Origin of the sequence: Pseudonocardia sp. McavD-2-B, assembly GCF_024124365.1 — a bacterium.
GTDB classification, from domain to species: domain Bacteria; phylum Actinomycetota; class Actinomycetes; order Mycobacteriales; family Pseudonocardiaceae; genus Pseudonocardia; species Pseudonocardia alni.
The window spans coordinates 1-26,952 of the sequence record NZ_JAMXSG010000042.1; the positions used below are offsets into that span (position 1 = coordinate 1).

A 26,952-nucleotide genomic window follows, 5' to 3' on the forward strand; every position below is an offset into this window, starting at 1 on the left:
CCGGCGCTGCACCGCGATCACCCGCCCCAGGACGGCGACGGCCGCCTCCCAGCCGGGGCTGCGCCGCAGACCCAGCCCGGTGGTCACCGCGGCGCCGTGGAAGCGCCGGGCCAGCGCCTGCAGCAGACGGCGCCCCTGCGGCACGGGCAGGCGCAGCGGCTGGACGAGCAGCGCGGCGACGGCCCCGATCAGCGCCCCGGCCAGCGCGCGTGACTCGGGGGCGGGCGGTCCGGTGACGGCGGTGACCAGCGCGTCGAGCTCCTCGGCCTCGGCGTGCGAGGTGACGTCGCGGACCAGCTCGGGATCGATGCCGAGCTGGTGGGCCAGCAGCTGCCAGCAGGCGTAGACCTCGGTGGTCTCGGCGGGGGTGAGCCCGAACCCGATCGTCGCCTCGGCCCGCATCGAGACGAGGGTGAAGTCCAGCCAGGTCCGGACCAGGTCGACCTGGTTGATCGGGGTGCCGTGCACCGCCTCGTCGAGGCCGCGGCCGCGGGCGAGAACGCGCATGTGGGCGTGCAGCATGCGGACCTGCAGGGTGCCGACGTAGCCGGGGCTGCCGGGGCGCATGCCGCCGGGCAGGGTGGCCGCGAGCAGCCAGGTGCCGGTCTCGGTGAGGCGGCGCTCGGCGGACTCCACCAGCCGTCCGGTGGTGCCGAGCAGCACCGCGATCGACGGGGAGCCGTAGGTGCGCAGCAGCGCCCCGGCCGACAGGGACAGGGTGTGCACCGCGGGCGGTGCGGTGAACATGGGCCGGATCCCGGTGTCGAGCATCGCGGGGTCGGTGCCCGCGGGCACCGACTCGGCCGAGGTGAGCAGGGCCGCGAGGGCGGGGGAGGGACCGGTCACCGAGGCGAGCCCGTCGCGGATGCCGCGTTGCAGCGCCGCGGTGAGCGCGCGGCCGTCCTCGCGGCCCGCGGCGCGGATCTCGGCGACCACGGCGTCGGCGAGCGGGTCGCCCGCGGTCCGGGCGCGCACCGCGAGGCCGGCCCGCCGGGGCCCGAAACGGGCGGCGAGGGCGTCGCGGTCGGGCGCGCCGGGGGATCGGGTGGCGGTCACGGGAACCGGTCCTCCTGGGTCTCGTGCGGGGTCTCCTGCGGGACGGCGTGGTCGTCGTGGGTGGTGAGACCGGCTCCGGCGAGCAGCCGGGCCATCCGGGCCCGCAGCTCGGGCTCGCCCGGCGGGACGGGGGCGAACACGGCCAGCGCGGACAGCCCGAAGACCCCGGCGAACAGCTCGCGGGCCCGTTCCCGGTTCCCGACGTGGTCCTGGATGAGGTCGACCAGCGCCGCGTCGGGTTCCGCGGCGGCCGGGCCGGTGGCGGTGCCGCCGTGGCCCCGGGCGACGCGGACGCGCAGCTCCAGCATGGTCAGGAACACCGGGCGGCGGGGGCCGAGCAGGTCGACCAGGTAGGCGGTGCAGGCGTCGAGCAGGGTCAGGTCACCGGAGCGGGCCCGGCGGGTCAGCTCGCCCAGCCGTGCGACGGCGTCGTGCTCCAGCTCGACGGCGACCGCCTCCAGCAGCGCGTCGAGGGTGCCGAAGTGGTAGGTCGCCGACGCGGCCGACGCACCGGCGCGGTCCGCGACCTGGCGCAGCGTCAGCCGGTCGAAGCCGTGCGCGGTGACGACGTCGACGGCGGCCCGCACCAGCGCGCGACGGGTGTCGGCGCCGCGTCGTCGTCGCCCGTCGGGGGTGGGATCGGCCATTCCGACAAACTATCTGTACAACCAGACAGATTCCAGTCCGGCCCGCGGAACACGGTTCCGCGACGACGCGCTGCAGTCCGGAACCGGGCGTAGCGTGGAGATCGTGCCCGTCACACCTGACCTTCCCCGTACCGTCGGTGCGCTGCGTGCGTCCGGTCACGTACAGCGACCCGTGAAGCACGAGATCCGCGACAACCTCCTGGCGGCCCTGCGTGAGGGCCGCGACCCCTGGCCCGGCATCGTCGGCTTCGACGACACCGTCGTCCCGCAGCTCGAGCGGGCGCTGCTCGCCGGCCACGACCTCGTCCTGCTCGGTGAGCGGGGCCAGGGCAAGACCCGCCTGCTGCGGTCGCTGGCCGGCCTGCTCGACGAGTGGACCCCCGTCATCGAGGGCTCCGAGATCGGCGAGCACCCCTACGAGCCGATCGTGCCCGCCTCGATCCGGCGCGCCGCCGAGTTCGGCGACGACCTGCCGGTCGCCTGGGTGCACCGCGACCACCGCTACACCGAGAAGCTCGCCACGCCCGACACCTCGGTCGCCGACCTGATCGGCGACGTCGACCCGGTCAAGGTCGCCGAGGGCCGCTCGCTGGGCGACCCCGAGACCATCCACTTCGGGCTCGTCCCGCGGTCCCATCGCGGCATCGTCGCCATCAACGAGCTGCCCGACCTGGCCGAACGCATCCAGGTCGCGTTGCTCAACGTGATGGAGGAGCGCGACATCCAGGTCCGCGGCTACACGCTGCGGCTGCCGCTGGACGTGCTGCTCGTGGCCAGTGCGAACCCCGAGGACTACACCAACCGCGGGCGGATCATCACCCCGCTCAAGGACCGGTTCGGCGCCGAGGTCCGCACCCACTACCCGCTGGAGCTGGCCCCCGAGGTCGAGCTCGTCGCGCAGGAGGCCGACCTCGTCGCCGAGGTGCCGCGGCACCTGCTCGAGGTCGTCGCCCGGTTCACCCGGCACCTGCGCGACTCGTCCGCGGTCGACCAGGGCTCGGGGGTGTCGGCCCGGTTCGCCGTGGCCGCGGCCGAGACCGTCGCCGCCGCGGCGCTGCGCCGTGCCGCGCTGACCGGCGAGGAGACGGCCTACGCCCGCCCGGTCGACCTGGAGTCGGTCCCGGCCGTGCTCCGCGGCAAGATCGAGTTCGCGTCGGGGGAGGAGGGCCGCGAGGACGAGGTGCTCGAGCACCTGCTGCGCCGCGCGACCGCCGACACCGCCCGCTTCGCGCTGCGCGGCGTCGACCTCGACGAGCTGGCCGTGGAGGTGTCCACCCGCCCGGTCCGCACCGGCGAGCGCATCCCCGCCCGCGACGTCGTCGCCGCCCTGCCGCGGGTCGACGCGCTGACCGAGATCGCCGCGAAGCTCGGCGCCGCTGGCACCGAGGACCCGGGCCCGATGGCCTCGGCCGCGGAGCTGGCGCTGGAGTACCTGTTCCTGACCCGCAAGCTGGCCAAGGACTCCTCCGACGACGGTGACACGGTGTCGTATGGCTGATCCCCGGCGTCGTCGCCGCCGTTACGCCTACGGCCCCTACGCCGGCGGGCCCGACCCGCTGGCACCGCCGTACGACATCCGGGCGGCGATGGACCAGATCGGCCGCGACGTCATGGAGGGCTCCTCGCCGCGTCAGGCGTTGCAGGAGCTGCTCCGTCGTGGCCTCGACGGGCGGCGCGGGCTCGACGACCTCACCCGCCGGGTGTGGGAGCGGCGCCGGGACCTGCAGCGCGACAACCGCATCGACGGGACGCTGCAGGAGGTCCGTGAGCTGCTGCAACGGGCCCTCGACGCCGAGCGCGAGGCGCTGGGCAACGAGGACTCCGACGACGCGCGGTTCCGCGAGATGCAGCTCGACGCCCTGCCGCCCGACACCGGCGGCTCGGTGCGGGAGCTGAACTCCTACGACTGGCGCTCCTCCGACGCCCGCGAGGCCTACCAGGAGATCCGCGACCTGCTCGGCCGGGAGCTGCTCGACCAGCGCTTCGAGGGCATGAAGCAGGCCATGCAGAACGCCACCCCGGAGGACGTCGAGCGGATCAACGCGATGCTCGACGACCTCAACGACCTGCTCGACCGCCACGCCCGCGGCGAGGACACCACCGAGCAGTTCGCCGAGTTCATGGGCAAGCACGGTGAGCACTTCCCGGAGAACCCGCAGAACACCGAGGAGCTGGTCGACGCGCTCGCCGCCCGGGCCGCCGCGGCCCAGCGCATGATGAACTCGATGTCGGCCGAGCAGCGCGCCGAGCTGGCCGAGCTGGCCCAGCAGGCGTTCGGCGACCCGCGGCTGTCGGAGTCGCTGGCCCGGCTCGACGCCCAGCTGCAGGGCCTGCGCCCGGGCGAGGACTGGTCGGGGGAGGGCGACTTCCGCGGCGAGAACCCGATGGGCATGGGCGAGGCGACCCGCGCGATGGAGGAGCTGGGGCAGCTCGACGCCCTGGCCGAACAGCTCGCGCAGAGCTACCCCGGCGCGCGGATGGAGGACATCGACCTCGACGCGCTCACCGAGATGCTCGGCCCGGAGGCCGCCGCCGACGCCCGCACCCTCGCCGAGCTGGAACGCGAGCTGCAGCGCCAGGACCTGTTCCGCCGCGCCCCCGACGGCTCGCTGATGCTCTCGCCCAAGGCGCTGCGGACACTCGGGCAGTCGGTGCTGCGCGACGTCGCCGACCGGATCTCCGGGCGGCAGGGGCAGCGCGACACCCGGCGTGCCGGGGCGGCGGGCGACGCGACCGGGTCGACCCGGCCGTGGGCCTTCGGCGACACCCAGGCCTGGTCGGTGCCGCGGACGCTGCTCAACGCCCAGCTGCGCCGCGCCGGCGGCGACGACCGGGCACTCGACGTGTCCGACGTCGAGATCGTCGAGACCGAGCAGCGCACCCGAGCTGCGGTGACGCTGCTGGTCGACACGTCGTGGTCGATGGTGGCCGAGGGCAGGTGGGTGCCGATGAAGCGCACCGCGCTGGCGCTGCACCAGCTCATCTCCACGCGGTTCCGCGGCGACGACCTGTCGCTGATCACCTTCGGGCGGCACGCTCAGACCGTGGACCTGGCCGAGCTGATCGGGCTGGAGGGCGTGTACATGCAGGGCACCAACCTGCACCACGCCCTGCTCCTGGCCCGGGAACGGCTGGCCCGCCAGCCCGACGCGACGCCGGTCGTGCTGGTGGTGACCGACGGCGAGCCGACCGCGCACCTGGAACGCGACGGCGAGGCGTTCTTCGACTACCCGCCGAGCCCGCACACGCTGCGGGCGACGGTGGACGGCCTGGACCGGCTGATCGGGATGGACGCGGCGTTCACGTTCTTCGTGCTCGGCGACGACCCGGGGCTGCTGTCGTTCGTGAACCGGCTTGCGCGCCGCGCCGGGGGACGGGTGGTGCAGCCCGACCTCGACGGCCTCGGCGCGGAGGTGGTCTCGGACTACCTGCGCCGCCGCACCGGCTGACCGCGCGGCGACCCGTCGCGTGCCCCGGCACCCCACCCGTGGGTCGCCGCGGTACGCGACGGGGCGCCACGGCACGTGACAGGTCGCCGCGGGACACGACGGGACGCTGCGGGCACCGGGGGATCCGTGGGATCAGGCGGGACCAGGGGTCAGGTGTTCCGCGGCCCAGGCGCGCAGCGTCGTCGGGGTCGTCGACACCGCGTCGCGGCGCTGCTCGGGGAGGTACCCGGGGGCCGAGAGCCCTTCGGCCATCCCGGCGACCGCGTCGATCTCCGGTGCCGTCATGCCGAGGCCGGCCAGCATCGACCGGAACCCGGCGCGGGGCAGGTGCACCGCGCGGACCGGGTGGCCGAGTACCCCGGTGAGCACTGCCGCGGCGTCGTCGAACGTCAGGTCCGCCGGCCCGTGCACGGCCTGCACCAACCGCCCCGACCACACCGGCCCGAGCAGCCGCACCGCGGCGACGGCGGCGACGTCACCGGGCGCGACCCAGGGCAGCGGATGGTCGAGCGGCCACGGCGTCGACAGCGTCCCGCCGGCGATCTCGTCGGCCGACATCAGCAGGTTCGACATGAAGTAGCCGCACCGCAGGTGCAGCACCGGGGCGCCGGTCGCGTCGAGCGCCTGCTCGGTCGCGGCCAGGCCGTCGATGTCCCCGGCGCCGCGGCGCAGCTCCGCGCCACCGCTGCTCTGCAGCACCGTCGCGCCGATCCCGTTGCGGCGCACGGCCTCCGCGACGACTGCGGCGCAGGCTCCCTGGTGGGCGAGCGGGTCGGTGCCGGGCGGTGCGGGCGGGTTCACCCAGTACAGCCGGTCCGCGCCGAGCGTGGCGCCGACGACGGCGTCGGCGTCGGTCTGGTCTGCGACCACCGGCTCGACCAGCCCGGCGAGGTCCGGGGGCAGCCGGGCCGGGTCGCGGAGCAGGGCCACCGGGTGCAGCCCGGCCTGTACGAGCAGGCGCAGCAACCGGGAGCCGACGGTGCCGGTCGGTGTCGTCACCACGATGCGCATGCCCGCACCGTCGCACAGGGGGTCCGACAGCCACACCCGTTCACCGGCGACCACACCTGTCGTGACGGGTGTGGCCGCCCGGCAGGGGGTGTGGACTCAGCCGAGCCAGGGACGGGCGAGGCGGTCCCAGGTGCCGTCGGTGCGCGCCCCGCGCAGCCAGGTGTTCACCCGCTCGGTGAAGGACGGGTCGCCGGCCGGGGTCAGGTAGGCCTTCTCCGACGCGGTGAACGGGGCGTCGGGGTGCACCGCGCACAGCACCCCGGGGTTCTGTGCGGCCTGCCAGCGGGTCTCGATCGCGTCGGTGACCATCAGGTCCGCGCGGCCGGCCACGATCTCGTCGAAGATCGTGGAGTTGTCCGGGTGGTCCACGATCGTCGCGCGGGTGAAGGTCTCCCGGGCGAAGCGCTCGTTGGTCCCGCCCGGGTTCACCACGACCCGGACGCCGGGCCGGTCGATGTCGGCGACCGTGCCGTAGCGGGCGACGTCGGGGCAGCGCGCGATCGGCGTCTTGCCGTCGCGCAGGTAGGGCTCGGTGAACACGGCCCGCTCCGCGCGGTCCGGGGTGACCGAGACGCCGCCGACGGCGATGTCGCAGCGCCCGGCGACGACGTCGTCGAGCAGGGTCGCCCAGGTCGTGCGGACCAGCTCCGCGCGAGCACCGAGCTCGGCGGCGAGGTCGCGGGCCATGTCGACGTCGATCCCGGACCAGGTGCCGTCCGCGGCCAGTGCGGTCAGCGGCCGGTAGTCCCCGGTGGAGCAGACCCGCAGCACGTGCGACGACGCGACCCGGTCCAGCGTCGGAGACCCCGGTGCGGCGGGCGAACCGCACCCGGCGACCAGCATCGCGAGCAGCAGGACGATCGGCAGGCGGCGCACGGCCCGGGACCCTAGCCGCCGTTCGGGGGTGTCCACGACTCCGGACGGAGGTCTGCGGTGCGGATGCTGCGGACCAGTGCCTCGGCCGGGTCGCTGTGCCGCCGCCCGTGCGCGAGCACCAGCTCGACCGGGCCCAGCTCGGGCAGCCCGGCACGGTCGCCGACGACCTCCAGCCCGTCGGGGACCAGCGTCGCGGCGTGCGCGAGCACACCCAGCCCGGCGAGGGCGGCGGCCCGCAGGCCGGACAGGCTGCCGCTGGTGCAGGCCATCCGCCACGGCCGCCCGACCGCCTCCAGGGCCCCGACGGCGGCGGTGCGCGACAGGCTCGGCGGGGGATAGGCGACGACCGGTACCGGGTCGCCGGGGCCGAGCGGAAGTCCGGGCGCCCCGACCCAGACGAAGCGGTCGCGGCGGACGACCAGCCGGCCGTCGTCGGGGCCGGGGAGGCGCTTGGCGAACATCAGGTCCAGCTCCCCGGCGTCGAGGCGGTGTTCGAGCCCGCCGGCCAGACCGACGGTCAGCTCCAGGTCGACCTCGGGGTGGCGGCGGCGGAAGTCCGCGAGCACCGCGGGCAGCCGGGTCAGGACCAGGTCCTCCGACACCCCGAACCGCACCCGGCCGTGCACCCGCGACGCCCGGAAGTGCGCCATCGCCCGGTCACCCGCGTCGAGGATGGTGGCGGCGAACTCCAGCATCGCCTCGCCGTCGACGGTGAGCGACACCGAGTGGGTGTCGCGGTCGAGCAGCGGGCGGCCGACCGTCGCCTCCAGGCGCCGCACGTGCTGGCTCACGGTGGACTGGCCGACTCCGAGCGTGGCGGCGGCCCGGGTGAAGCTGCGGGCACGCGCGACGGCGGCGAACGACCGCAGCCGGACGGGGTCGAGCATCCGGTCATCATAGATCGCGGACACAGTCATGGTGATCAGTTGGTTTCCCGATGGGCGGACGGCTTGCAGGATGGAACCCATGCGAGTCCGTCCCGATCCGTTCCTGGCCTTGCTCCTCGTGACCGTCGGCGTCGCGTCGCTGTTCCCCGCGCGCGGCGCGATGGTCGGGGTCGTCGACGTCGCCGTCACCGCCGCGATCGCCCTGCTGTTCTTCCTCTACGGCGCCCGCCTCTCCGCCGCCGAGGCGCTGGGCGGGCTGCGGAACTGGCGGCTGCACGGCACCGTCCTGGCGGCGACGTTCGTGCTGTTCCCACTGCTCGGGCTGTCGGTGCTGCTGCTGCCGGAGTGGCTGCTGCCCGCGCCGCTCGCCGCCGGCGTCGTGTTCCTGTGCTGCCTGCCGTCGACCGTGCAGTCCTCGATCGCCTTCACCGGCATCGCCCGCGGCAACGTGCCCGCCGCGATCGTCGCGGCGTCGGTGTCGAACGTGCTCGGGGTGGTCCTCACCCCTGTGCTGGCCGCGCTGCTGCTGGCCACCAGCGGCGGGTTCGACGCGTCGAGCTTCGGTGACATCGCGCTCCGCCTGCTGGTGCCCTTCCTCGCCGGGCAGGCCGCACGGCCGCTCATCGGCCGGTTCGTGGCCCGGCACAGGAAGCGTCTGTCGCTGGTGGACCGCGGGTCGATCCTGCTCGTCGTCTACGCCGCGTTCAGCGAGGGCGTCGTCGCCGGGATCTGGGGACGGCTCACCCCGGTCTCGCTGCTCGTGCTGCTCGGGATCTGCCTGGTGCTGCTCGCGCTGGCGCTCGTGGTGACCTCGCTCGGGGCCCGCGCGCTCGGTTTCGACGACGCCGACCGCATCGCGATCGTGTTCTGCGGGTCGAAGAAGTCGCTGGCCAGCGGGCTGCCGATCGCCGGTGTGCTGTTCGGCGGCCCCGCCGGGGCGCTGGTGGTGCTGCCGCTCATGCTGTTCCACCAGATCCAGCTGATGGCGTGCGCGATGATCGCCGACCGGGTCGGCCGGCGCCGCGCGGCGCTCGACACCGACCGGGCCGCCGGAGCACCATCGCGGGCGTGACGCCGTCCGCCTGCCGTCTCTGCGGCGCCCCCGGTCTCGACGACGCCGGGGTCGCCGCCGTCGCGGGTTGGGTGACCGACCGCGACGAGCGCGGCCGCGACGGCCGGCTGTGCCCGGCCTGCGCACGCCGGCACGTCCGCGACATCGAGGCCAAGCTCGACGTCGAGTGGTGGTGACCGGCACCCCGTCCCGCACCGGAATCTGCGACGGACGCCGCGCGTTCGCATGCGTGACCGCTTCCGAGAGCTAGGTAGGTTTGACCGCATGGAGACCTGGGCCCCGACCGACGTCCCGGCACTGGAGGGCAGCGGCCCGCCGCTGCGCCTGCACGACACCGCCACCGGCCGGGTCCGGCCCACGGCGCCGGGCCCGGTCGCGACGATGTACGTCTGCGGGATCACCCCCTACGACGCGACCCACCTCGGCCACGCCGCCACCTACCTGACGTTCGACCTGGTCAACCGCTACTGGCGCGACCTCGGCCACGACGTGCACTACGTCCAGAACGTCACCGACATCGACGAGCCGCTGCTGGAGCGCGCCGAGCGCGACCAGGACGACTGGGTCGTGCTGGGCCTGCGCGAGACCGCCCTGTTCCGCGAGGACATGGAGGCGCTGCGCGTTCTGCCGCCCCGCCAGTTCGTCGGTGCCGTCGAGGCGATCCCCGAGATCGCCGAGCTGGTCGAGAAGCTCGTCGCCGCCGGCGCGGCCTACCGGATCGACGACCCGGAGTACCCCGACGTCTACCACGACGTGACCGCCACCGGGCACTTCGGCTACGAGTCGAACTACGACCTCGACACCATGCTGAGGTTCTCCGCCGAGCGCGGCGGCGACCCGGACCGGCCGGGCAAGCGCAACCGGCTCGACCCGCTGCTGTGGCGCACCGCGCGCCCCGGCGAGCCCGCCTGGGACTCCGGCCTCGGCCGCGGTCGCCCCGGCTGGCACGTGGAGTGCGCCGCGATCGGCCTGAACCGGCTCGGCCCGCAGATCGACCTCAACGGCGGCGGCTCGGACCTGATCTTCCCGCACCACGAGTGCGGCGCCCTGCACACCGAGTCCCTCACCGGTGAGCACCCGTTCGCCCGGCACTACGTGCACACCGGCATGATCGGCCTCGACGGCGAGAAGATGTCGAAGTCCAAGGGCAACCTGGTCTTCGTCTCCAAGCTGCGCAACGCCCGTGTGGACCCGAACGTCATCCGGGTCGCCCTGCTCGACGGGCACTACCGCACCGACCGGTCCTGGACCGACGAGGTGCACGCGAAGGGCGACCGACGGGTGACCCGCTGGCGCGAGGCCGTCGGCCTCGACGCCGGGCCGGACGCGGCCGAGCTGGTCGCGAAGCTGCGGACCCACCTCGCCGACGACCTCGACACCCCCGGTGCGCTCGCCGCCGTCGACGCCTGGGCCGAGGAGGCGCTCACCCGCCGCGGTACCGACACCGCGGCCCCGCAGCAGGTGCGCACCGCGCTGGACGCGCTGCTCGGGGTGACCCTGTAGCCGGTCCGGTACCCGTCCCGACCGGCAGGGTGGGCGCCCGGCCGGGAGACTCCACGGATGGCCCTCAACGTGCTGGGCGGTGAGCTGGAGACCTGCGGGACCGATCCGCTCACCGGCTTCTACCGCAACGGATGCTGCGAAACCGGGGGCGAGGACGCGGGCGTGCACACCGTCTGCGCCCGCGTCACCGCCGAGTTCCTCGACTTCTCCCGCGAGCAGGGCAACGACCTGACGACCCCGAACCCGCGGTTCGGGTTCCCCGGCCTGGTGCCGGGGGACCGGTGGTGCCTGTGCGCGAGCCGCTGGGCCGAGGCGCTGCGGGAGGGCGCCGCACCGCCGGTGGTGCTCGAGGCGACGCACGCCCGCACCCTCGAGTGGGTCGACCTCGACGACCTGCGGGCGCACGCCGCGCGGCACTGACCGGCTCGCCCGGTCAGGGACCGAGACCCGCCGCGCGTGCCCGGCCCGCGGCGTCGACCCGGTGCGCCACATCCGGGTCCCGGCCGGGAGGGTCGGTCCGTCCGGGCCCGTCGGGACGATCGCTGCGTCCCGGGCCGGGTCAGGACGGTTCCGGGGGCCCGGATCCGTCCGGGCGGCGCCGGGTGCGGACCCCGGTGAGCACCGTCGGCACCCCCGCGGCGAGCAGCGCCGCCGGCACGAGGAATCCCGCCAGCGGATCTGCGTGGTAGACGGGCGTGACCACCACCGGCGACGCCGCGGTCCCGGCGAAGCGCACCGCCTGCACCACCGACACCGCGCCGCCGCTGTTCGGTCTGCCCGACCCCAGGACCAGGGCGTTCACCCCGACGAGGATCAGCTGGCTGCAGATCCCGCCCAGTGCCCAGAGCGCCACGACGACGCCCAGCACCGGCACGGCGCCGATCAGGGCGACCAGCACCCCGCCGCCGATCGCGCCGGTCAGGACGCAGCGCCGCGGCCCGACCCGGTCCACCGCGCCACCGATCAGCCGAGCGGTGAGGATCCCGGCGATGCCGAGCGCGGTCAGCACCAGCCCACGCGGCCCGGCACCGAGCCCGAAGAACTCCTCCAGCCGCAGCGCGAGCAGGAAGTTGAGCCCGGCGAGGCAGCCCCAGCCCAGCCCGGCGACGAGCCCCAGCCGCAGCACCGGCCCGGTCCAGGCCGACCGCAGCCGGGGGCGTTCCCCGGCGTGCCCCCGGGACTCGCCGGACGGGATGCCCACGACGGCGAGCAGCAGAGCCACGGCGGCGGCTCCGCCGAACGCCAACCGCCAGTCCACCTCGGCGCCCAGCCCGCCCACCAGCGGCGCCGAGGTCTGCCCGGCCGCCTGCAGCGACCCGAACCAGCCCAGCGCCCGGCCGAGCCGGTCCGGCTCCACCGCGGCGGCCAGCGCCGCCAGCAGAACCGGGGTGGTGAACGCGTTCGCGACACCCTGCAGCGCCCGTCCGGCCAGGAAGACCGGCCAGGACACCGCCAGCACGCAGGCCAGCGAGGCGACGACGTAGAGCGCGTACCCGGCGACGACGGTGCGCCCCCGTCCCCAGCGGTCTCCGAGGGTGCCCGAGACGAGCATGACCCCGGCGAACGGCAGCAGGTACGCGGTGATCGACACCGACGCCGTCGCCGTCGGGACGCCGAAGTCGGCGCCCAGCTCCGGCAGCATCGCCGCGGTCAGGCCACCGCCGAAGGGCCCGAGGAAGGCGCCCAGGTACAGCGCCGCCCGGCGCAGCGCCACCACGAGCCGCGGCCCGTCAGGAGTTGGGGCCGCGGCGGCGCAGGTAGCGCTCGAAGTCCGCCGCGATGGAGTCCCCGGAGGTCTCGCGCAGCTCGGTGCGGGCCTCCTCGTCGTCGGACTCCGAGGCCTGCTCCTCCAGCTGGCGCACGTACTCGCGGACCTCGTCGTCGGCGTCGGCCATCTCCGACACGGTCCGCTCCCACTCCTCGGCCTTCTCCGGCAGGACGCCGAGCGGCACCTCGACGTCGAGGGACTCCTCGATCCGGTGCAGCAGCGCGACCGCGGCCTTCGGGACCTGGGCCTGCGAGACGTAGTGCGGCACCTCGGCCCAGTAGGAGACGGCCGGGATGCCGGCCTGCACGCAGGCCTGCTGGAAGACCGCGACGATCCCGGTCGGGCCCTCGTAGTTCGACGGCTCGGTGCCCATCGCCTTCTGCGACTCCGCGTCCCAGGAGGTGCCGTTCACCGGCGTCGGTCGGGTGTGCGGGACCTCGGTGAGCAAGGCTCCCAATGTGATGACCTTCGTCACGCCGAGACGCTCCGCGTGGCCCACCAGTTCCGCGCAGAACGTCTTCCAGCGCAGGTTCGGCTCGATCCCGTTCACCAGGACGACATGCCGGTCGGTGCCCGGCAGCGTCGCCCACGACAGCCGCGTGGTCTGCCACTCGATCCGCCGGGTGACGCCGTCGGAGAGCTTGACGTGCGGGCGCGTGACCTGGAAGTCGTAGTATTCCTCGGGATCGATCGAGGTCAGAGGCTTCGCGTCCCAGCTGAGCTCGAGGTGCTCCAGCGCGGTGCTCGCGGCCTCACCGGCGTCGTTCCAGCCCTCGAACGCCGCGATGAGGACCGGGTCGACCAGGTGCGGAGTGCTGTCGCCGCCCGTGGTGCTCGGCTCTCGGTCGGTCATCGCCCCAGCCTACGACCCCGCGGGCGCACGGCCGGGTTCCCTCCCCGTCACCAGGTACCGTGGTTGATCGTGTCAGCTACGACGGGAGCGGATCACTCGGTGGGCATCTCTTCGGACGACCACAGCACGACCCGCCCGATCGACCCCGAACGGGTCGATCGAGCGGCCCGGCGGACCGAGCAGCTGACGGAGCTGCTGGGTCGGCGCATCGGCGTCATCGACGGGGCGTGGGGCACCGTCATCCAGGGCCTCGGCCTGACCCCGGAGGACTACTCCGCGGACTGGCTGCACGGCCACCCCAAGGACACCAACGGCGACCCGGACCTGCTCAACCTCACCCGTCCGGACCTGATCCTCCAGGCGCACCGCAACTACTTCGACGCGGGCGCCGACCTGACGACGACCAACACCTTCACCGCGACCACGATCGGCCAGGCGGACTACGGCCTGGAGTCGAAGGTCGACGAGATGAACGTGGCCGCGGCGCGGCTGGCCCGCGAGGCCGCCGACGAGGCCGAGAAGGCCACCGGCGAGCCCAAGTGGGTGGCCGGCTCCATCGGTCCGCTGAACGTCACGCTGTCGCTGTCGCCGAAGGTCGACGACCCCGCCTACCGTGCGGTGTCCTACGAGCAGGTCTACGACTCCTACGCCCAGCAGATCGCCGCGCTGGACTCCGGCGGCGTCGACGTCCTGCTGATCGAGACCATCTTCGACACGTTGAACTCGAAAGCCGCGTTGCAGGCCGCGCACGACGTCGCCCCGCACCTTCCGGTGTGGATCTCGGTGACCATCGTCGACCGCTCCGGGCGCACCCTGTCCGGGCAGACCGTCGACGCGTTCTGGACCTCCGTGCGCCACGCCGCGCCGCTCGTCGTCGGGCTGAACTGCGCGCTGGGCGCCGACGAGATGCGCCCGCACGCCGTCGCGCTCGCCGAGATCAGCGACGCGTTCGTCGCGACCTACCCCAACGCGGGCCTGCCGAACGCCTTCGGCGGCTACGACGAGACCCCCGAGCAGACCGCGGACTTCCTCAAGGAGTTCGCCGAGTCCGGGCTGGTGAACATCGTCGGCGGCTGCTGCGGCACCGGGCCGGAGCACATCCGCCACATCGCCGACCGGGTCAAGGGGCTGCCGCCGCGGGTGCCGACCGAGGCCCCGCAGCGCACCCGCTTTTCCGGCCTGGAGCGCTTCGAGATCGGCCCCGACACCGGGTTCGTGATGATCGGTGAGCGGACCAACGTCACCGGCTCCAAGCGGTTCCGCAGGCTCATCGAGTCGAAGGACTACAACGGCGCGCTCGACGTCGCGCTGGACATGGTCCGCGGCGGCGCGAACATGCTCGACGTCAACATGGACGCCGACCTGCTCGAGTCCGCCGACGAGATGCGCACCTTCCTCAACCTGCTGGCCACCGAGCCCGAGGTCGCCCGACTGCCGATCATGATCGACAGCTCGCGGTGGTCGGTGATCGAGGCGGGCCTGCAGTGCGTGCAGGGCAAGGGCGTCGTCAACTCGATCAGCCTCAAGGAGGGCGAGGAGCCCTTCCTGGAGCAGGCCCGCAAGGTCAAGGCCTACGGCGCGGGCGTGGTGGTCATGGCCTTCGACGAGACCGGCCAGGCCGACACGGCCGACCGCAAGGTCGAGATCTGCGGCCGCGCCTACGACCTGCTCGTCGAGAAGGCCGGGCTCGACCCGCACGACATCATCTTCGACCCGAACATCCTCGCCATCGCCACCGGCATGGAGGAGCACAACGACTACGCGAAGGACTTCATCGAGGCCTGCCCGCGGATCAAGGAGCGCTGCCCCGGCGCCCACATCTCCGGTGGTGTCTCGAACCTGTCCTTCGCCTTCCGCGGCAACAACGTCGTCCGCGAGGCCATGGACTCGGCCTTCCTGTTCCACGCCATCAAGGCCGGCCTGGACATGGGGATCGTCAACGCCGGCCAGCTCGCGGTCTACCAGGACATCCCGGCCGACCTGCTCGAGATGGTCGAGGACGTCCTGTTCAACCGCCGCCCCGACGCCACCGACCGGCTCGTGGAGAACGCCGACCGGTTCAAGGGCGAGGGCACCCAGCGCAAGGTCGACCTGTCCTGGCGGGAGGCCGACGTCCGCGCCCGCCTGTCGCACGCGCTCGTGCACGGCATCGTCGACTTCGTCGAGGCCGACACCGAGGAGGCCCGCGCGCAGGCCACGCGGCCGCTCGACGTCATCGAGGGCCCGCTGATGGACGGCATGAAGGTCGTCGGCGACCTGTTCGGCGACGGCAAGATGTTCCTGCCCCAGGTCGTGAAGTCCGCCCGCGTGATGAAGCGCGCCGTCGCCTACCTCGAGCCCTTCATGGAGAAGGAGAAGGAGGAGGCCAAGGCCCGCGGCGAGATCGACGCCCGCGGGCACGGCAAGGTCGTCATGGCCACGGTCAAGGGCGACGTGCACGACATCGGCAAGAACATCGTCGGGGTCGTGCTGGGCTGCAACAGCTACGAGGTCATCGACCTCGGCGTGATGGTGCCCGCGCAGACCATCCTCGACACCGCCGTCGCCGAGGGCGCCGACGTCGTCGGGCTGTCCGGCCTGATCACCCCCTCGCTCGACGAGATGGTGAGCGTGGCCACCGAGATGGAGCGGCGCGGCCTGAAGCTGCCGCTGCTCATCGGCGGGGCCACGACCTCCCGCCAGCACACCGCGGTGAAGATCGCCCAGCAGTACCAGGGCGACGTCCTGCACGTCCTGGACGCCTCCCGGGTCGTCGGGGTCGTGTCGGACCTGCTCGACGACGACCGCGCCGAGGTCCTGTCCCGGCGCAACGACGCCGACCAGCAGCGGCTGCGCGAGCAGCACGAGGGCCGGCAGGCCAAGCCGCTGCTGCCCTTCGCCGACGCCGTCGCCAACCGCGAGAGCATCGACTTCGGTGAGCTGCCCGTCCCCGAGTTCACCGGGGTCCGCCCGTGCGAGCCCACGATCGCCGAACTCCGCGAGCTGATCGACTGGCAGTTCCTGTTCCTGGCCTGGGAGCTGAAGGGCAAGTTCCCGCAGATCCTGAACTCGCCCGTCGCCAAGGAGCTCTACGACGACGCCAACGCGATGCTCGACCAGATCATCGCCGAGGACCGGTTCACCGCCCGCGGTGTCTACGGCTTCTGGCCGGCCCGCGCCGAGGGCGAGGACATCGTGATCTCACCCGACGGCGGTGACGTGCGGCTGCCGATGCTGCGCCAGCAGACCGTCAAGCCGAAGGGGCGGGCCAACCGCAGCCTCGCCGACTACGTGGCGCCCGACGGGGACCACCTCGGCGCGTTCGCGGTGTCCATCCACGGCGCCGAGGACATGGCCGCCGAGTTCGAGACCGCGCTCGACGACTACAAGGCGATCATGGTGAAGGCGCTGGCCGACCGGCTCGCCGAGGCCTTCGCCGAGTACGCCCACCGGCAGGCCCGCCGCGAGTGGTTCGAGCCCGACGCGAACCAGGCCGTCGAGGACCTGCACGCCGAGCGGTTCCGGGGCATCCGTCCCGCGTTCGGCTACCCGGCCTGCCCGGACCACACGCTCAAGCGGCCGCTGTTCGACCTGCTGGGCGCCGAGGAGACCGGCGTGGGGCTCACCGAGTCCTTCGCCATGACCCCGGCGGCCGCGGTCAGCGGCATGATGTTCGCCCACCCGGAGTCGCGGTACTTCACCGTCGGCCGGATCGGGTCCGACCAGGTCGCCGACTACGCCGGCCGGCTCGGCGTGGACGTCGCCGTCGTCGAGAAGTGGCTGCGCCCGAACCTGGGGTACACCCCCGATGCCTGAGCCGACGACGACCCGGCCCGCGGGCGTGCTGCTGGACATGGACGGCACCCTGATCGACTCGGAGAAGGTGTGGGAGGTCGCCCTCAACGACCTCATGAAGCACCTCGGCGCCCCGGAGCTGAGCCTCGAGGCCCGGCTGGAGTCCGTCGGCGGCTCGCTCGACTCGTCGCTGCGGATCTGCTTCCGGGAGGCCGGGCGCGACCCCGACACGATCCCCGCCGACGAGTACCGCGAGACCGGCGAGTGGCTCTACGACCGCGCCGGGGAGCTGTTCTCCCACGGCGTGCCGTGGCGGCCCGGTGCCCGGGAGCTGCTCGGCGCCCTGCGCGAGGCGGGCATCCCGACCGTGCTCGTCACCAACACCATCCGGGTGCTGGTGGAGCGGGCGCTGGAGACCCTGGGCCGGGAGCACTTCGCCGCCGTCGTGCCCGGCGACGAGGTGCGCGAGCCCAAGCCGCAGCCCGAGCCCTACCGGCGCGGCGCCGAGCTGCTCGGGGTCGAACCGCGCGACTGCGTCGCGGTGGAGGACTCGCCGACGGGTGCGCTGTCGGCCGAGCGGGCCGGCTGCGCGGTGCTGGTGGTGCCCTGCGAGCTCGAGGTGCCCGCCGGTCCGCGCCGGGTGCTGCGCGAGACCCTCGCCGGGATCGGGCCGGCCGAGCTCGGGGCGGTCCTCGCGGAGGTCCGGGCCCGCTGAACGGCCCGAGGGCCGGTGTGAGCGGGCCGTTCGCGGCGACGAGCGGCACCCCGACCTGGTCTTGCTCACTCCGGGTGAACCATCCGGCGCGGTCCGTTGCCCACACGGCTTACCGCCCCGGATGCGCCCGGCGTGCGGCGTGGGTCACCGTTCACACTGGTACCCGTGAAGACATTCGACGACTTGTTCGCCGAGCTGCAGGCCAAGGCCCAGGAGCGGCCGGCCGGTTCGGGGACCGTCGCCGCGCTGGACGCCGGGGTGCACGCCCAGGGCAAGAAGGTGCTCGAGGAGGCCGGTGAGGTCTGGATCGCCGCCGAGTACCAGGGCGACGACGAGCTGGCCGAGGAGATCTCGCAGCTGCTGTACCGGCTGCAGGTGATCATGCTCCAGCGGGGGCTCACCCTCGAGGACGTGTACAAGCATCTGTAGGTCGACCCGGCCCACCGACACCACCACCACCACCACCGACGACGACCGTCAGGAGAGCGGAAATGCTCCGCGTGGCACTGCCGAACAAGGGCACCCTGGCCGAGCCCGCCGCGACGATGATGCGCGAGGCGGGGTACCGCCAGCGGACCGACTCGCGCGACCTCAGCGTGGTCGACGACGAGAACGAGATCGAATTCTTCTACCTGCGGCCCAAGGACATCGCGACCTACGTCGGCAAGGGTGACCTGCATCTGGGCGTCACCGGCTTCGACCTCATGGAGGAGTCGGGCAGCCAGACCCAGGAGATCATCCCGCTCGGCTTCGGCAAGTCGCGGTTCCACTTCGCGGCCCCGGCCGACGCCGACTGGAAGATCGAGGACCTCGACGGCCGCAAGATCGCGACGTCCTACCCCCGTCTGGTCCGCTCGTACCTCTCCGGCAAGCGGATCGGCGCGGAGATCGTGAAGCTCGACGGCGCGGTGGAGATCTCCATCCAGCTGGGTCTGGCCGACGCGATCGCCGACGTCGTGTCCTCCGGGCGCACGTTGCGCCAGCACGGTCTGCAGATCATCGGCGAGGCCATCGCCACCTCGCAGGCCACGCTCATCGAGCGGGAGAAGCGGCACGACCGCGCCGAGGACGCCGAGACCACCCGCCTGAAGAAGGTCTTCGCCGACCGGCTGCAGGGCGTCGTCGTGGCCCGCGAGTACCTGATGATGGACTTCGACTGCCCGGAGGGGCTGCTGGAGGCCGTGGAGAAGGTCGCACCGGGCCTGCAGGCGCCGACGGTCTCGCCGCTGTCGAAGAAGGGCTGGGTCGCGGTCCGCACGATGGTGCGCACCAAGGACACGAACCGCGTGATGGACAAGCTCGCCGACATCGGCGCCACCGCGATCCTCACCTCGGAGATCCGGTCCTGCCGCGCGATGACGGTCAACGGCCACGGCCACTGAGCCCACCCCGTCCGACGTCCGTTCCCCCCACGGCGGCCCGCCCCGGTGATTCCGGTGGCGGGCCGCTGTCGTGCGGCCGGGGCGGTGCCGGCGGCCGTACGGCTAGCGGGCCCGGACGGTCAGGGCCTGGGCGATCCGGCCGGTGTGCCCGTCGTCGTCGAACAGGGTGGCCGAGCAGGTGCCCAGCCCGTCCGGCCCGACGACGGTCGCGGCGTCGACGCCGATCCACTCGCCGGCCGGGGCCCGGTGCAGGTGCACCGTCAGCTCGGTGTTGACGAACAACCAGCGCGTCACGTCCAGCGGTGCGGCGAGCCCGTTCGCACAGTCCGCGGCGACCATCAGCCGCTGCGCCGGGCTCGGATCCTCACCCTCGACGAGCGGGACCCGCATCCGGATCCAGCCGCGCCCCGGGCCCTCGTCGCCGAGGCTGCCCCCGTCGAGCCAGGCCCACTCGATCGCGTCGAGGAACCCGGGCAGCCAGCCGTCCGGCCGCTCGGTGCGCACGACGGCGGCGTCCCGCCCGGGCAGCGCGGCTGCCTGCCCCTGCGCGACGACGGCGGTGTCGGACGCGGCGAGCCGCCAGGCCCGGGCCCGCAGCACGTCCCGGTCACCGGCGCGCATCGTCGCCGACAGCAGCTCGATCGTCCGCCCGGGCCGCTCGACGCCCGCGGTGACCGTGACCGGCCCGGCGGGCACCGCCCCGAGCACCTCGACGGTGACGCGGGCGATCCGCCACCCCGCCTCGGCGCCGCCGGGGCGGGACTCGGGCAGCCGTTCCAGGGCGCGGACCAGCAGCGCCGAGGGCGGGCCCATGTGCTGGGCGTCGGCGAACCAGGGGCCGGTCGTCGACGGCGTCGCCTCGAAGGCGGCGCGGGTGACGCCGTCGGCGGTCTGCTCGCCGCGGGGCAGGTAGAACGGGCCGGGCGGGATAGGGGGCGGTGCGCTCACCCGTCGATCATGCCGCGCCGCCCGGCCAGCCGGGGTACGGCGGGGGAGTACCGCCCCACGCGGGGCAGTGGGCCTTGTGGTCGCAGGTGCGGCAGGCCGGGCCGGTGCGGGGCCGGAAGTCCCCGGTGGGGGCGGCGAGCCGGATGGCGGTCCACACCGCCTCGAGCAGGCGCCCGAAGCGGGTGAGCTCCTCGGCGTCGGGCCGGTAGGTCAGGGCGGTGCCCTCGGCCAGGTAGAGCAGGCGCAGCTCGTCGGCGACGCGGCCGTGGGTCAGCAGGACGGCCAGTGCGTAGAACTTGAGCTGGAACAGCACGCCGGACTCGTAGCCCTCGCCGGGCGTCGCGCCGGTCTTGTAGTCCACCACCCGCAGCCCGTCGGGACCGTCGTCGAGCCGGTCCAGGATGCCGCGCAGCGGCACCGGTGGCGTCGCGGCGGGGGCCGGTGCCGTGCACGCGGTCAGGAGGTCCTCCGGGCCGGCGTCCGGGCAGGTCGCGCCGTCGGCGAGGCCGCCGTGCAGCACGTCCGGCTCGCGCGGGTTCTCCGGGCCGCCGAGCAGCGTGTCGGCTCCGGCGCCGCCGTAGAGCCGGTCGGCCCCGTCCCCGCCGGAGAGGCGGTCGTCGCGGTCGCCGCCGAGCAGCACGTCGTCCCCGGCCCCGCCGTCGAGCACGTCGTCCCCGCCCGCCCCGACCAGGCAGTCCCGGCCGGGGGACCCCGTGATGCGGTCGGGTCCGGGAGTGCCCACGACGAGCAGCGGCCCGGTCGCACCCGGCCGGTCGGTGCGGGCGTCGAACACGGCGCCGTCGCCGCTGAGGACGACGGTCTCGGCGACCGAGGTGATGCCGGCGTCGACGCACTCCGCGGGCGGGGCGGCGACGGCCGGGACGACGCTCGGCGAGGCGACCCGCAGGGACCGGGTGCCGAGCAGGTTCGTGCCGATCCTCAGGGTCCCGTCCACCCGGTCGGTGAAGCCGCCCGAGACCGCCAGCCGGAGCGTCGCCGCCTCGGTGCGCGGCAGCAGCACGACCGGTCCGACCGCGACGGTCAGGGGGACCGTCACCACGGTGCCGGGCGCGAGCGTGGTGACCACGCGCTCCTTCCCGTCGAGCAGCGCACAGTACGACTCGGCGGTCCGCGACCCGATCCGGACGGTGAGCGAGCCGACGTTCAGGCCGTCGAGCAGCCCGCCGACCCCGGTGGTGCAGGCGGTCGAGGAGTACGCGGGCAGCGACACCGACAGCGTCGCCGGCACCGAACCGCGGTAGTCCACGGTCACCGAGGTGGTCGTCGTCGAGTTCGCCCGCAGGCCGGTCAGGGCGACCGCGGGCGGGGTCGCGCGCCCGCCCAGCACCACCGTGCCCGCCGAGGTCGAACCCGCGGCACCCGGGTCGCTGTCGGTGAACACGGCCCAGGTGCCCCAGGCCGTGGCCGACACCGCGACGAGCACGGCCGCGGCCCCCATCGCGAGCGCTGCCCGCCGCCGGGGGACCGCCGGGCTCACGACTGGTTCAGGGTGAACGTCGACCCGACGGTGATCCGGTCGCCCTGCACCTTGTTGTCCGCCGACGGCGGCAGCGCGAAGGTCAGCGTGTAGGTACCGGTGGCCCCGGCGCCCAGCGGTCCGGACGGCAGCGGGCTCTGGACGAAGGTGCGCAGCGGTACCGCCGCCCCCGCGGTGCCCACCCCCGGCCCGGAGACGACCTGGACGGTCATCTCGTCCTGCAGGTTGCCGCCGGCGGCGCAGGCGTTCGCGGCCACCTTCTCCGCCTCCGCCTCGGGCTCGGTGCAGGTGACGTCGGACCCGGTCGCGGTCAGCGATCCGGTGACGGTGCCGGGGACGGAACCGGCGTTGCGGACGTCGACGGTGACGGTGGTGGAGAAGCCGGGGGCGATGTTCGCCTGGTTGAAGAGGACCTTGTCGGCGTTGGAGCCGACGGTGAGGTCGAGGGTGCCGGAGGAGACCTGCCCACCCGGCCCGTCCTCGGTGTCGGTGAACGCGGCATAGGTGCCGAGGCCGATCGCGAGTACGGCGACCGCGACCGCGGCGACGCCGATCCCGAGGCGTGTGCGTGTGTCCATGCGCGTGGACGTTCCCGCTGCATCGGCGCAGCTCACCGCACGATCGTGTACGTCACGTGTCCGGAGGCCGACCTAGGGTGATCCGATGGGCCGAGATCCCTCCGCACCCGCGCGCACGTCGTGGCCGGTACCGGCCGCCCCCCGCCCGTCCCCGTGGCGCCGGATCGGCGGTGCGCTCGTCACCGTCGTCGTGCTCGGGCTGGTCGGGCTGGCCGTGGCGGTCGCCGTAGTCCCCGCGGTCACCGGGTCCCGCGCGTACACGGTGCTGTCCGGGAGCATGGTCCCGACCCTGCCGGTGGGCTCGCTGGTCGTGTCCCGCCCGGTGGACGCGGACAGCGTCGTCGTCGGTGACCTGATCTCCTTCGTCGACCGCGACCGGGCCCGCGGCGAGACCCGGACCGTCACCCACCGTGTGGTCGCGGTCGATCCCGGCCCCGTGTTCACCACCCGCGGCGACGCGAACCCGGCGCCGGACCCGCATCCGGTGACGGCGCAGGACCTGCTGGGCCGGGTCTGGTACGACCTGCCCTGGGTCGGTGGCGCAGCCGGGTTCCTGCGCACCGGCCCGGGCCTGATGGTCGGTGGGGGAGCGGTGCTCCTGCTGCTGGGGCTCGGCCTGCTCGTGCCGCGCAGCCGACGCCCCGGCGACCGGGCCGTGCGGGAGCGCGGATAGCGTCGTCGCCCGTGCACGACGCCCTCCCGACCTCCGACGGTGCCACCGGTCCCGTCGACGCCGACCCCGTCGACCCCACCGACGCCGGCCCCACCGACGCCGGCCCCACCGACGCCGGCCCCACCGACGCCGGCCCCACCGACGCCGACCCGGCCGACGACGGCCCCGCCGACGACCACCACGTCGCCGGGAGCGCCGACGTCGTCTGGGAGCCCCCGCGCCGCGGCGGGCCGTTCCGCGAGGGCGACCGGGTACAGCTCACCGACCCCAAGGGGCGCCGCTACACCGTCGTCCTCCAGGCCGGCGGGGCGTACCACACCCACCGCGGCCAGATCGACCACGACGACATCATCGGCTCGCCCGAGGGCGGGCTCGTGCACTCCGCGGCGAACACGCCGTACCTGACCATGCGTCCCCGCCTGGCCGACTACGTGCTGTCGATGCCCCGCGGCGCCCAGGTGATCTACCCCAAGGACTCCGCGCAGATCCTCATGTGGGGCGACGTGTTCCCCGGCGCGCGGGTACTGGAGGCCGGCGCCGGGTCCGGCGCGCTGACCTGCTCGCTGCTGCAGGCCGTCGGGCCGACCGGCAAGGTGGTCTCCTACGAGGTCCGCGACGACCACGCCCCGCACGCGGTCACCAACGTCGAGACCTTCTTCGGCCACCGGCCCCCGCACTGGGAGCTGACCGTCGGTGACGTCAGGCAGCACCGCGGCGAGGTCGACCGGGTCGTGCTGGACATGCTCTCGCCGTGGGACGTGCTCGACACCGTCCGCGACTGCCTGGTGCCGGGCGGGATCCTCGTCGGCTACATCGCGACCACCACCCAGCTGTCGGTGCTCACCGAGGCGCTGCGGGAGATGCAGTGCTGGACCGAGCCCGAGTCCTGGGAGGCGATGGTCCGCCCCTGGCACGTGGTGGGTCTGGCCGTCCGTCCGGAGCATCGGATGATCGCCCATACGGCCTTCCTGCTGACCACCCGGCGGCTCGCCGACGGCGTCACGCCGCCCCGGCAGCAGCGACGGCCGACCGGCCGCTGACCCGGGCGTTCTGTCCGGTTTCGACCGGATCGCCACCGCGACGCGCCGGACCGCGGAACGAGAACGTTACGAACTACCCTCCGTGTGGACGTGGCGGTGACGCCCGTGAAGCCGCAGAGTGACCACATGGTGCCGACCGGCTGAGGCCCGGATCACCGGTTCGACGCACCGTCGCGGTCACCCGTCACGGGTACCGTGGTGAGACGGAACACGGAGGGAGGCTGCCGTGAACCACCCCTACGACGACGGTCCCGGCAACCAGGGTTTCCAGTCTGACCGCGACCTCAGCCCCGCTGAGGCCGCCGAGCACATCCGTCACCTCGAGCACGAGATCTCCTCGCTACGTCAACGGCTGACCGAGACGCCCCGGCACGCCCGAGTGCTGGAACAGCGGCTCGCCGAGACCACGAGCCGGCTCTCCGCGCTCAACGCTCGGAACGAGAAGCTGACCGAGACCCTCAAGGAGGCCCGCGGCCAGCTGGTCGCACTCCGCGAGGAGGTCGACCGGCTCGCGCAGCCGCCGTCCGGCTACGGGGTGTTCCTGGGCCGGTACGACGACGACACGGTCGACGTCTTCACCTCCGGCCGCCGGATGCGGGTCCCCGTGTCCCCGGCGGTCGAGGGCGAGACGCTGCGCAGCGGTCAGTCCGTCCGGCTCAACGAGGCGCTCACCGTGGTCGAGGCCATGGGCTTCGAGCAGGTCGGTGACCTCTACTCGCTGCGGGAGATCATCTCCCGTCCGGGTGAGGACGGCTCGGCCGGTCGCGGCCTGGTCGTCGGCCACTCCGACGAGGAGCGCGTCGTCTGGCTGGCGGCGCCGCTGTTCGAGCTCGGACAGGAGGAGGGCACCAGCCCGCTCAAGTCCGGCGACTCGGTCATGGTCGACTCGCGGGCGGGCTACGCCTACGAACGGGTCGCCAAGGCCGAGGTCGAGGACCTCGTGCTCGAGGAGGTCCCGGACATCGCCTACTCCGACATCGGCGGCCTGTCCCGGCAGATCGAGCAGATCCAGGACGCGGTCGAGCTGCCGTTCCTGCACACCGAGCTGTTCACCCAGTACGAGCTGCGTCCGCCCAAGGGCGTGCTGCTCTACGGGCCGCCCGGCTGCGGGAAGACGCTCATCGCGAAGGCCGTCGCGAACTCGCTGGCGAAGAAGATCGCCAAGCAGCGGGGCGACGACCCGGACGAGGGGCGCGCGTTCTTCCTCAACATCAAGGGCCCCGAGCTGCTCAACAAGTTCGTCGGCGAGACCGAGCGGCACATCCGGCTGATCTTCCAGCGCGCGCGGGAGAAGGCGAGCGCCGGCACCCCGGTGATCGTGTTCTTCGACGAGATGGACTCGATCTTCCGGACCCGTGGCTCGGGTGTGTCCTCCGACGTGGAGACGACGATCGTCCCCCAGCTCCTCGCCGAGATCGACGGCGTCGAGGGCCTGGAGAACGTCATCGTCATCGGTGCCTCGAACCGTGAGGACATGATCGACCCGGCGATCCTGCGGCCGGGACGGCTCGACGTGAAGATCAAGATCGAGCGTCCGGACGCCGAGGGCGCGAAGGACATCTTCTCGAAGTACCTGACCGAGACGCTGCCCATCCACGCCGACGACGTCGCCGAGTTCGGCGGCAGCCGCAAGGCCTGCGTGGACGGGATGATCCAGCGGGTCACCGAGCGGATGTACGACGAGTCCGAGGAGAACCGGTTCCTGGAGGTCACCTACGCCAACGGCGACAAGGAGACGCTCTACTTCAAGGACTTCAACTCCGGTGCGATGATCCAGAACATCGTCGACCGCGGGAAGAAGTCCGCGATCAAGGCGGTGCTCGAGTCCGGCCAGCCGGGGCTGCGGGTCCAGCATCTGCTGGACGCGATCGTCGACGAGTTCGCCGAGAACGAGGATCTCCCGAACACGACCAACCCCGACGACTGGGCGCGGATCTCGGGGAAGAAGGGGGAGCGGATCGTCTACATCCGCACCCTGGTCACCGGCAAGAACGACGCCACCGGCCGCGCGATCGACACCGCGTCGAACACCGGCCAGTACCTGTAGGCAGGCTCCGCACGCACGGGCCCCGCCGCATCCTGCGGCGGGGCCTGTCGTGTGTCCGGGGATCGTCACCCGGTGGAATGATGTCCGGACGAAACGGGCATCCTGTGCACGGAGCCGTGCACGTCCGTGTCGCGGCCCGCCACCACGGAGGTCCTCATGGCCGGCATCATCGGGCGCATCAGCGCATTCCTGAAGAGCCCGCAGGGGCGTCGCTACAGCGACCAGGCCAAGCGGATGGCGAGCGATCCGCGCAACCGCCGGCGGGCGCAGGACATGCTGCGTCGCTTCCGCGGCAAGCGCTGACCGGAGTCCGATCCGTTCACGACGCCGGGCTGCCCGCGGCCTAGCGTCGTGGGCATGGACACCTCGATCGGCGCCGAGCTCGACATGATCGGCATCGTGGTCACCGACATGACCCGCTCACTGGCCTTCTATCGCCTGCTGGGGCTGCAGTTCCCCGAGGGCTCCGAGACCGAGGCGCACGTGGAGACCACGCTGCGCGGCGGCGTGCGCCTGGCCCTGGACCTGCAGTCGATGGTGGAGGGCTTCCACCCGGGTGTCACCCCGGACGGCCACGGCCGGGTCGGGCTGGCGTTCCGGCTGCCGACCGCTGCGGCCGTCGACGACGCCTGGCGCCGGGTCACCGCGGCCGGTCACACCTCGGTGCTGGACCCGTTCGACGCGCCGTGGGGGCAGCGCTACGCCACCGTCGCCGACCCCGACGGCTCGTCGCTGGACCTGTTCGCCTGGACCTGACCTCGCACACGTTCCCCCGACGTCGCCTACCCCGCAGTGGCTGCGACGTCGGGGGAAGCCGTGCGAGGTGCGAGTGACGCCGGCGACACGCCGGCGAGTGCGCGGACCTCGCGGGACAGGTGGGGCTGGTCGGCGTAGCCGGTGCGGGCGGCGACCGCGGCGGGGGAGACGCCGTCGTACAGCAGCGCGGCCGCGGCCCGGAAGCGCAGCACCCGCCGTGCGACGGCCGGTCCGTACCCGAGGGTGGCGACGCAGCGGCGGTGCAGGGTGCGTCCGGTGACGCCGAGCCGGTCGGCCAGCTCCGCGGCGGGTATGCCCCCTGCCAGGGCGCGCAGCGCGGGGTGGGGGAGTCGGGTCGGCGTCCGGTCGTCCACGGCCGCCGCGTGCAGGGCGAGGGCCAGCCGGGCGAGCCACGCGCC

General features: G+C 73.6%; 26 protein-coding genes. 15 read left to right on the forward strand and 11 right to left on the reverse strand.

Going from position 1 to position 26,952, the window contains the following annotated elements:
* Positions 1-1,056 (reverse strand): oxygenase MpaB family protein (locus NH602_RS08720; protein WP_253067521.1); only part of this gene is annotated, 1,056 nt, incomplete at its 3' end.
* Positions 1,053-1,703 carry a TetR/AcrR family transcriptional regulator gene (locus tag NH602_RS08725; protein WP_073574811.1) on the reverse strand — a complete coding sequence of 217 codons (651 nt, stop codon included), beginning with the start codon at positions 1,701-1,703 and terminating at the stop codon, positions 1,053-1,055. The genes NH602_RS08725 and NH602_RS08720, both read right to left, overlap by 4 nt.
* Before the next feature lie 103 nt (positions 1,704-1,806).
* Between NH602_RS08725 and NH602_RS08730 the strand changes: the two genes are divergently transcribed.
* Positions 1,807-3,201, forward strand: coding sequence for a sigma 54-interacting transcriptional regulator (locus NH602_RS08730; RefSeq protein ID WP_179759821.1), 1,395 nt, complete (start codon positions 1,807-1,809; stop codon positions 3,199-3,201).
* Positions 3,194-5,152, forward strand: coding sequence for a VWA domain-containing protein (locus NH602_RS08735; protein WP_179759822.1), 1,959 nt, complete (start codon positions 3,194-3,196; stop codon positions 5,150-5,152). Before NH602_RS08730 ends, NH602_RS08735 begins: the two co-directional genes overlap by 8 nt.
* A 132-nt stretch (positions 5,153-5,284) precedes the next feature.
* Here NH602_RS08735 and NH602_RS08740 read toward each other — a convergent pair whose 3' ends face one another.
* The 3 genes from NH602_RS08740 to NH602_RS08750 all read right to left on the reverse strand — a co-directional run bounded on the left by NH602_RS08740 (position 5,285) and on the right by NH602_RS08750 (position 7,926).
* Positions 5,285-6,163 (reverse strand): NAD(P)H-binding protein, encoded by an 879-nt coding sequence (locus tag NH602_RS08740; RefSeq protein ID WP_253067522.1) that lies wholly within the window; start codon positions 6,161-6,163, stop codon positions 5,285-5,287.
* Between the two features lie 96 nt (positions 6,164-6,259).
* Positions 6,260-7,039 (reverse strand): transporter substrate-binding domain-containing protein, encoded by a 780-nt coding sequence (locus NH602_RS08745; RefSeq protein WP_253067523.1) that lies wholly within the window; start codon positions 7,037-7,039, stop codon positions 6,260-6,262.
* Positions 7,040-7,050: 11 nt separating this feature from the next.
* Positions 7,051-7,926 carry a LysR family transcriptional regulator gene (locus NH602_RS08750; RefSeq protein WP_253067524.1) on the reverse strand — a complete coding sequence of 292 codons (876 nt, stop codon included), beginning with the start codon at positions 7,924-7,926 and terminating at the stop codon, positions 7,051-7,053.
* 79 nt (positions 7,927-8,005) lie between these two features.
* On the opposite strand from NH602_RS08750, the gene NH602_RS08755 reads away from it, so the two are divergent.
* The 4 genes from NH602_RS08755 (at position 8,006) to NH602_RS08770 (ending at position 10,921) form a co-directional block, all read left to right on the forward strand.
* Positions 8,006-8,998 (forward strand): bile acid:sodium symporter family protein, encoded by a 993-nt coding sequence (locus NH602_RS08755; protein WP_246352620.1) that lies wholly within the window; start codon positions 8,006-8,008, stop codon positions 8,996-8,998.
* Positions 8,995-9,174 carry a hypothetical protein gene (locus NH602_RS08760; protein ID WP_179759826.1) on the forward strand — a complete coding sequence of 60 codons (180 nt, stop codon included), beginning with the start codon at positions 8,995-8,997 and terminating at the stop codon, positions 9,172-9,174. Before NH602_RS08755 ends, NH602_RS08760 begins: the two co-directional genes overlap by 4 nt.
* 88 nt (positions 9,175-9,262) lie before the next feature.
* Positions 9,263-10,501 (forward strand): cysteine--1-D-myo-inosityl 2-amino-2-deoxy-alpha-D-glucopyranoside ligase, encoded by a 1,239-nt coding sequence (gene mshC / locus NH602_RS08765; RefSeq protein WP_073574816.1) that lies wholly within the window; start codon positions 9,263-9,265, stop codon positions 10,499-10,501.
* A gap of 57 nt (positions 10,502-10,558) precedes the next feature.
* On the forward strand, positions 10,559-10,921 hold the full coding sequence (locus NH602_RS08770) for a DUF2237 family protein (protein WP_253067525.1): 363 nt from the start codon (positions 10,559-10,561) through the stop codon (positions 10,919-10,921).
* Positions 10,922-11,060: 139 nt separating this feature from the next.
* Here the strand turns inward: NH602_RS08770 and NH602_RS08775 are convergent, their stop codons facing one another.
* Both NH602_RS08775 and NH602_RS08780 read right to left on the reverse strand, forming a co-directional pair.
* Positions 11,061-12,218, reverse strand: coding sequence for an MFS transporter (locus NH602_RS08775; RefSeq protein WP_073574818.1), 1,158 nt, complete (start codon positions 12,216-12,218; stop codon positions 11,061-11,063).
* A 13-nt stretch (positions 12,219-12,231) separates the two neighbouring features.
* Positions 12,232-13,122: a PAC2 family protein gene (locus tag NH602_RS08780; RefSeq protein ID WP_062395159.1), complete on the reverse strand. Its 891-nt coding sequence runs from the start codon at positions 13,120-13,122 to the stop codon at positions 12,232-12,234.
* 138 nt (positions 13,123-13,260) lie between these two features.
* On the opposite strand from NH602_RS08780, the gene metH reads away from it, so the two are divergent.
* The 4 genes from metH to hisG all read left to right on the forward strand — a co-directional run bounded on the left by metH (position 13,261) and on the right by hisG (position 18,993).
* The gene (metH, locus tag NH602_RS08785) at positions 13,261-16,917 is read left to right on the forward strand and encodes a methionine synthase (RefSeq protein WP_253067532.1); all 3,657 of its coding nucleotides are present in this window, start codon (positions 13,261-13,263) and stop codon (positions 16,915-16,917) included.
* On the forward strand, positions 16,910-17,611 hold the full coding sequence (locus NH602_RS08790; protein ID WP_179759828.1) for an HAD family phosphatase: 702 nt from the start codon (positions 16,910-16,912) through the stop codon (positions 17,609-17,611). Before metH ends, NH602_RS08790 begins: the two co-directional genes overlap by 8 nt.
* A gap of 165 nt (positions 17,612-17,776) precedes the next feature.
* Entirely contained in the window at positions 17,777-18,040 is a 264-nt protein-coding gene (locus NH602_RS08795) for a phosphoribosyl-ATP diphosphatase (protein ID WP_062395155.1), read from the forward strand.
* 62 nt (positions 18,041-18,102) lie between these two features.
* Positions 18,103-18,993 (forward strand): ATP phosphoribosyltransferase, encoded by an 891-nt coding sequence (gene hisG / locus NH602_RS08800; RefSeq protein ID WP_100877718.1) that lies wholly within the window; start codon positions 18,103-18,105, stop codon positions 18,991-18,993.
* Between the two features lie 102 nt (positions 18,994-19,095).
* On the opposite strand, the gene NH602_RS08805 is transcribed toward hisG, so the two are convergent.
* Genes NH602_RS08805 through NH602_RS08815 form a run of 3 tightly spaced genes read right to left on the reverse strand, consistent with a single transcriptional unit; the run spans position 19,096 to position 22,017 of the window.
* Positions 19,096-19,941: a thioesterase family protein gene (locus NH602_RS08805; protein ID WP_253067526.1), complete on the reverse strand. Its 846-nt coding sequence runs from the start codon at positions 19,939-19,941 to the stop codon at positions 19,096-19,098.
* 7 nt (positions 19,942-19,948) lie between these two features.
* Positions 19,949-21,439: a PD-(D/E)XK nuclease family protein gene (locus tag NH602_RS08810; RefSeq protein WP_253067527.1), complete on the reverse strand. Its 1,491-nt coding sequence runs from the start codon at positions 21,437-21,439 to the stop codon at positions 19,949-19,951.
* Positions 21,436-22,017: a TasA family protein gene (locus NH602_RS08815; RefSeq protein ID WP_100877721.1), complete on the reverse strand. Its 582-nt coding sequence runs from the start codon at positions 22,015-22,017 to the stop codon at positions 21,436-21,438. Before NH602_RS08815 ends, NH602_RS08810 begins: the two co-directional genes overlap by 4 nt.
* 85 nt (positions 22,018-22,102) lie before the next feature.
* On the opposite strand from NH602_RS08815, the gene NH602_RS08820 reads away from it, so the two are divergent.
* The 5 genes from NH602_RS08820 to NH602_RS08840 all read left to right on the forward strand — a co-directional run bounded on the left by NH602_RS08820 (position 22,103) and on the right by NH602_RS08840 (position 26,533).
* Complete coding sequence (locus NH602_RS08820) at positions 22,103-22,690, forward strand: signal peptidase I (protein WP_253067528.1); 588 nt, start codon at positions 22,103-22,105, stop codon at positions 22,688-22,690.
* Between the two features lie 11 nt (positions 22,691-22,701).
* On the forward strand, positions 22,702-23,730 hold the full coding sequence (locus NH602_RS08825) for a tRNA (adenine-N1)-methyltransferase (protein ID WP_253067529.1): 1,029 nt from the start codon (positions 22,702-22,704) through the stop codon (positions 23,728-23,730).
* A gap of 226 nt (positions 23,731-23,956) precedes the next feature.
* The gene (arc, locus tag NH602_RS08830; protein WP_073574821.1) at positions 23,957-25,777 is read left to right on the forward strand and encodes a proteasome ATPase; all 1,821 of its coding nucleotides are present in this window, start codon (positions 23,957-23,959) and stop codon (positions 25,775-25,777) included.
* Positions 25,778-25,933: 156 nt separating this feature from the next.
* Positions 25,934-26,080, forward strand: coding sequence for a hypothetical protein (locus NH602_RS08835; RefSeq protein ID WP_167379050.1), 147 nt, complete (start codon positions 25,934-25,936; stop codon positions 26,078-26,080).
* Positions 26,081-26,134: 54 nt separating this feature from the next.
* The gene (locus NH602_RS08840; RefSeq protein ID WP_253067530.1) at positions 26,135-26,533 is read left to right on the forward strand and encodes a VOC family protein; all 399 of its coding nucleotides are present in this window, start codon (positions 26,135-26,137) and stop codon (positions 26,531-26,533) included.
* Between the two features lie 26 nt (positions 26,534-26,559).
* Here the strand turns inward: NH602_RS08840 and NH602_RS08845 are convergent.
* Positions 26,560-26,952, reverse strand: a 393-nt coding sequence (locus NH602_RS08845; RefSeq protein ID WP_253067531.1) for a helix-turn-helix domain-containing protein, incomplete at its 5' end; no start/stop codon positions are given.

Coding starts and splice junctions, on each gene's coding strand:
- NH602_RS08725 (WP_073574811.1), bottom strand. CDS start 1,703: ATGGCCGATCCCACCCCCGACGGGCGACGACGACGCGGCGCCGACACC.
- NH602_RS08735 (WP_179759822.1), top strand. CDS start 3,194: ATGGCTGATCCCCGGCGTCGTCGCCGCCGTTACGCCTACGGCCCCTAC.
- NH602_RS08740 (WP_253067522.1), bottom strand. CDS start 6,163: ATGCGCATCGTGGTGACGACACCGACCGGCACCGTCGGCTCCCGGTTG.
- NH602_RS08750 (WP_253067524.1), bottom strand. CDS start 7,926: ATGCTCGACCCCGTCCGGCTGCGGTCGTTCGCCGCCGTCGCGCGTGCC.
- NH602_RS08755 (WP_246352620.1), top strand. CDS start 8,006: ATGCGAGTCCGTCCCGATCCGTTCCTGGCCTTGCTCCTCGTGACCGTC.
- mshC (WP_073574816.1), top strand. CDS start 9,263: ATGGAGACCTGGGCCCCGACCGACGTCCCGGCACTGGAGGGCAGCGGC.
- NH602_RS08770 (WP_253067525.1), top strand. CDS start 10,559: ATGGCCCTCAACGTGCTGGGCGGTGAGCTGGAGACCTGCGGGACCGAT.
- NH602_RS08780 (WP_062395159.1), bottom strand. CDS start 13,122: ATGACCGACCGAGAGCCGAGCACCACGGGCGGCGACAGCACTCCGCAC.
- NH602_RS08790 (WP_179759828.1), top strand. CDS start 16,910: ATGCCTGAGCCGACGACGACCCGGCCCGCGGGCGTGCTGCTGGACATG.
- hisG (WP_100877718.1), top strand. CDS start 18,103: ATGCTCCGCGTGGCACTGCCGAACAAGGGCACCCTGGCCGAGCCCGCC.
- NH602_RS08815 (WP_100877721.1), bottom strand. CDS start 22,017: ATGGACACACGCACACGCCTCGGGATCGGCGTCGCCGCGGTCGCGGTC.
- NH602_RS08820 (WP_253067528.1), top strand. CDS start 22,103: ATGGGCCGAGATCCCTCCGCACCCGCGCGCACGTCGTGGCCGGTACCG.
- NH602_RS08835 (WP_167379050.1), top strand. CDS start 25,934: ATGGCCGGCATCATCGGGCGCATCAGCGCATTCCTGAAGAGCCCGCAG.
- NH602_RS08840 (WP_253067530.1), top strand. CDS start 26,135: ATGGACACCTCGATCGGCGCCGAGCTCGACATGATCGGCATCGTGGTC.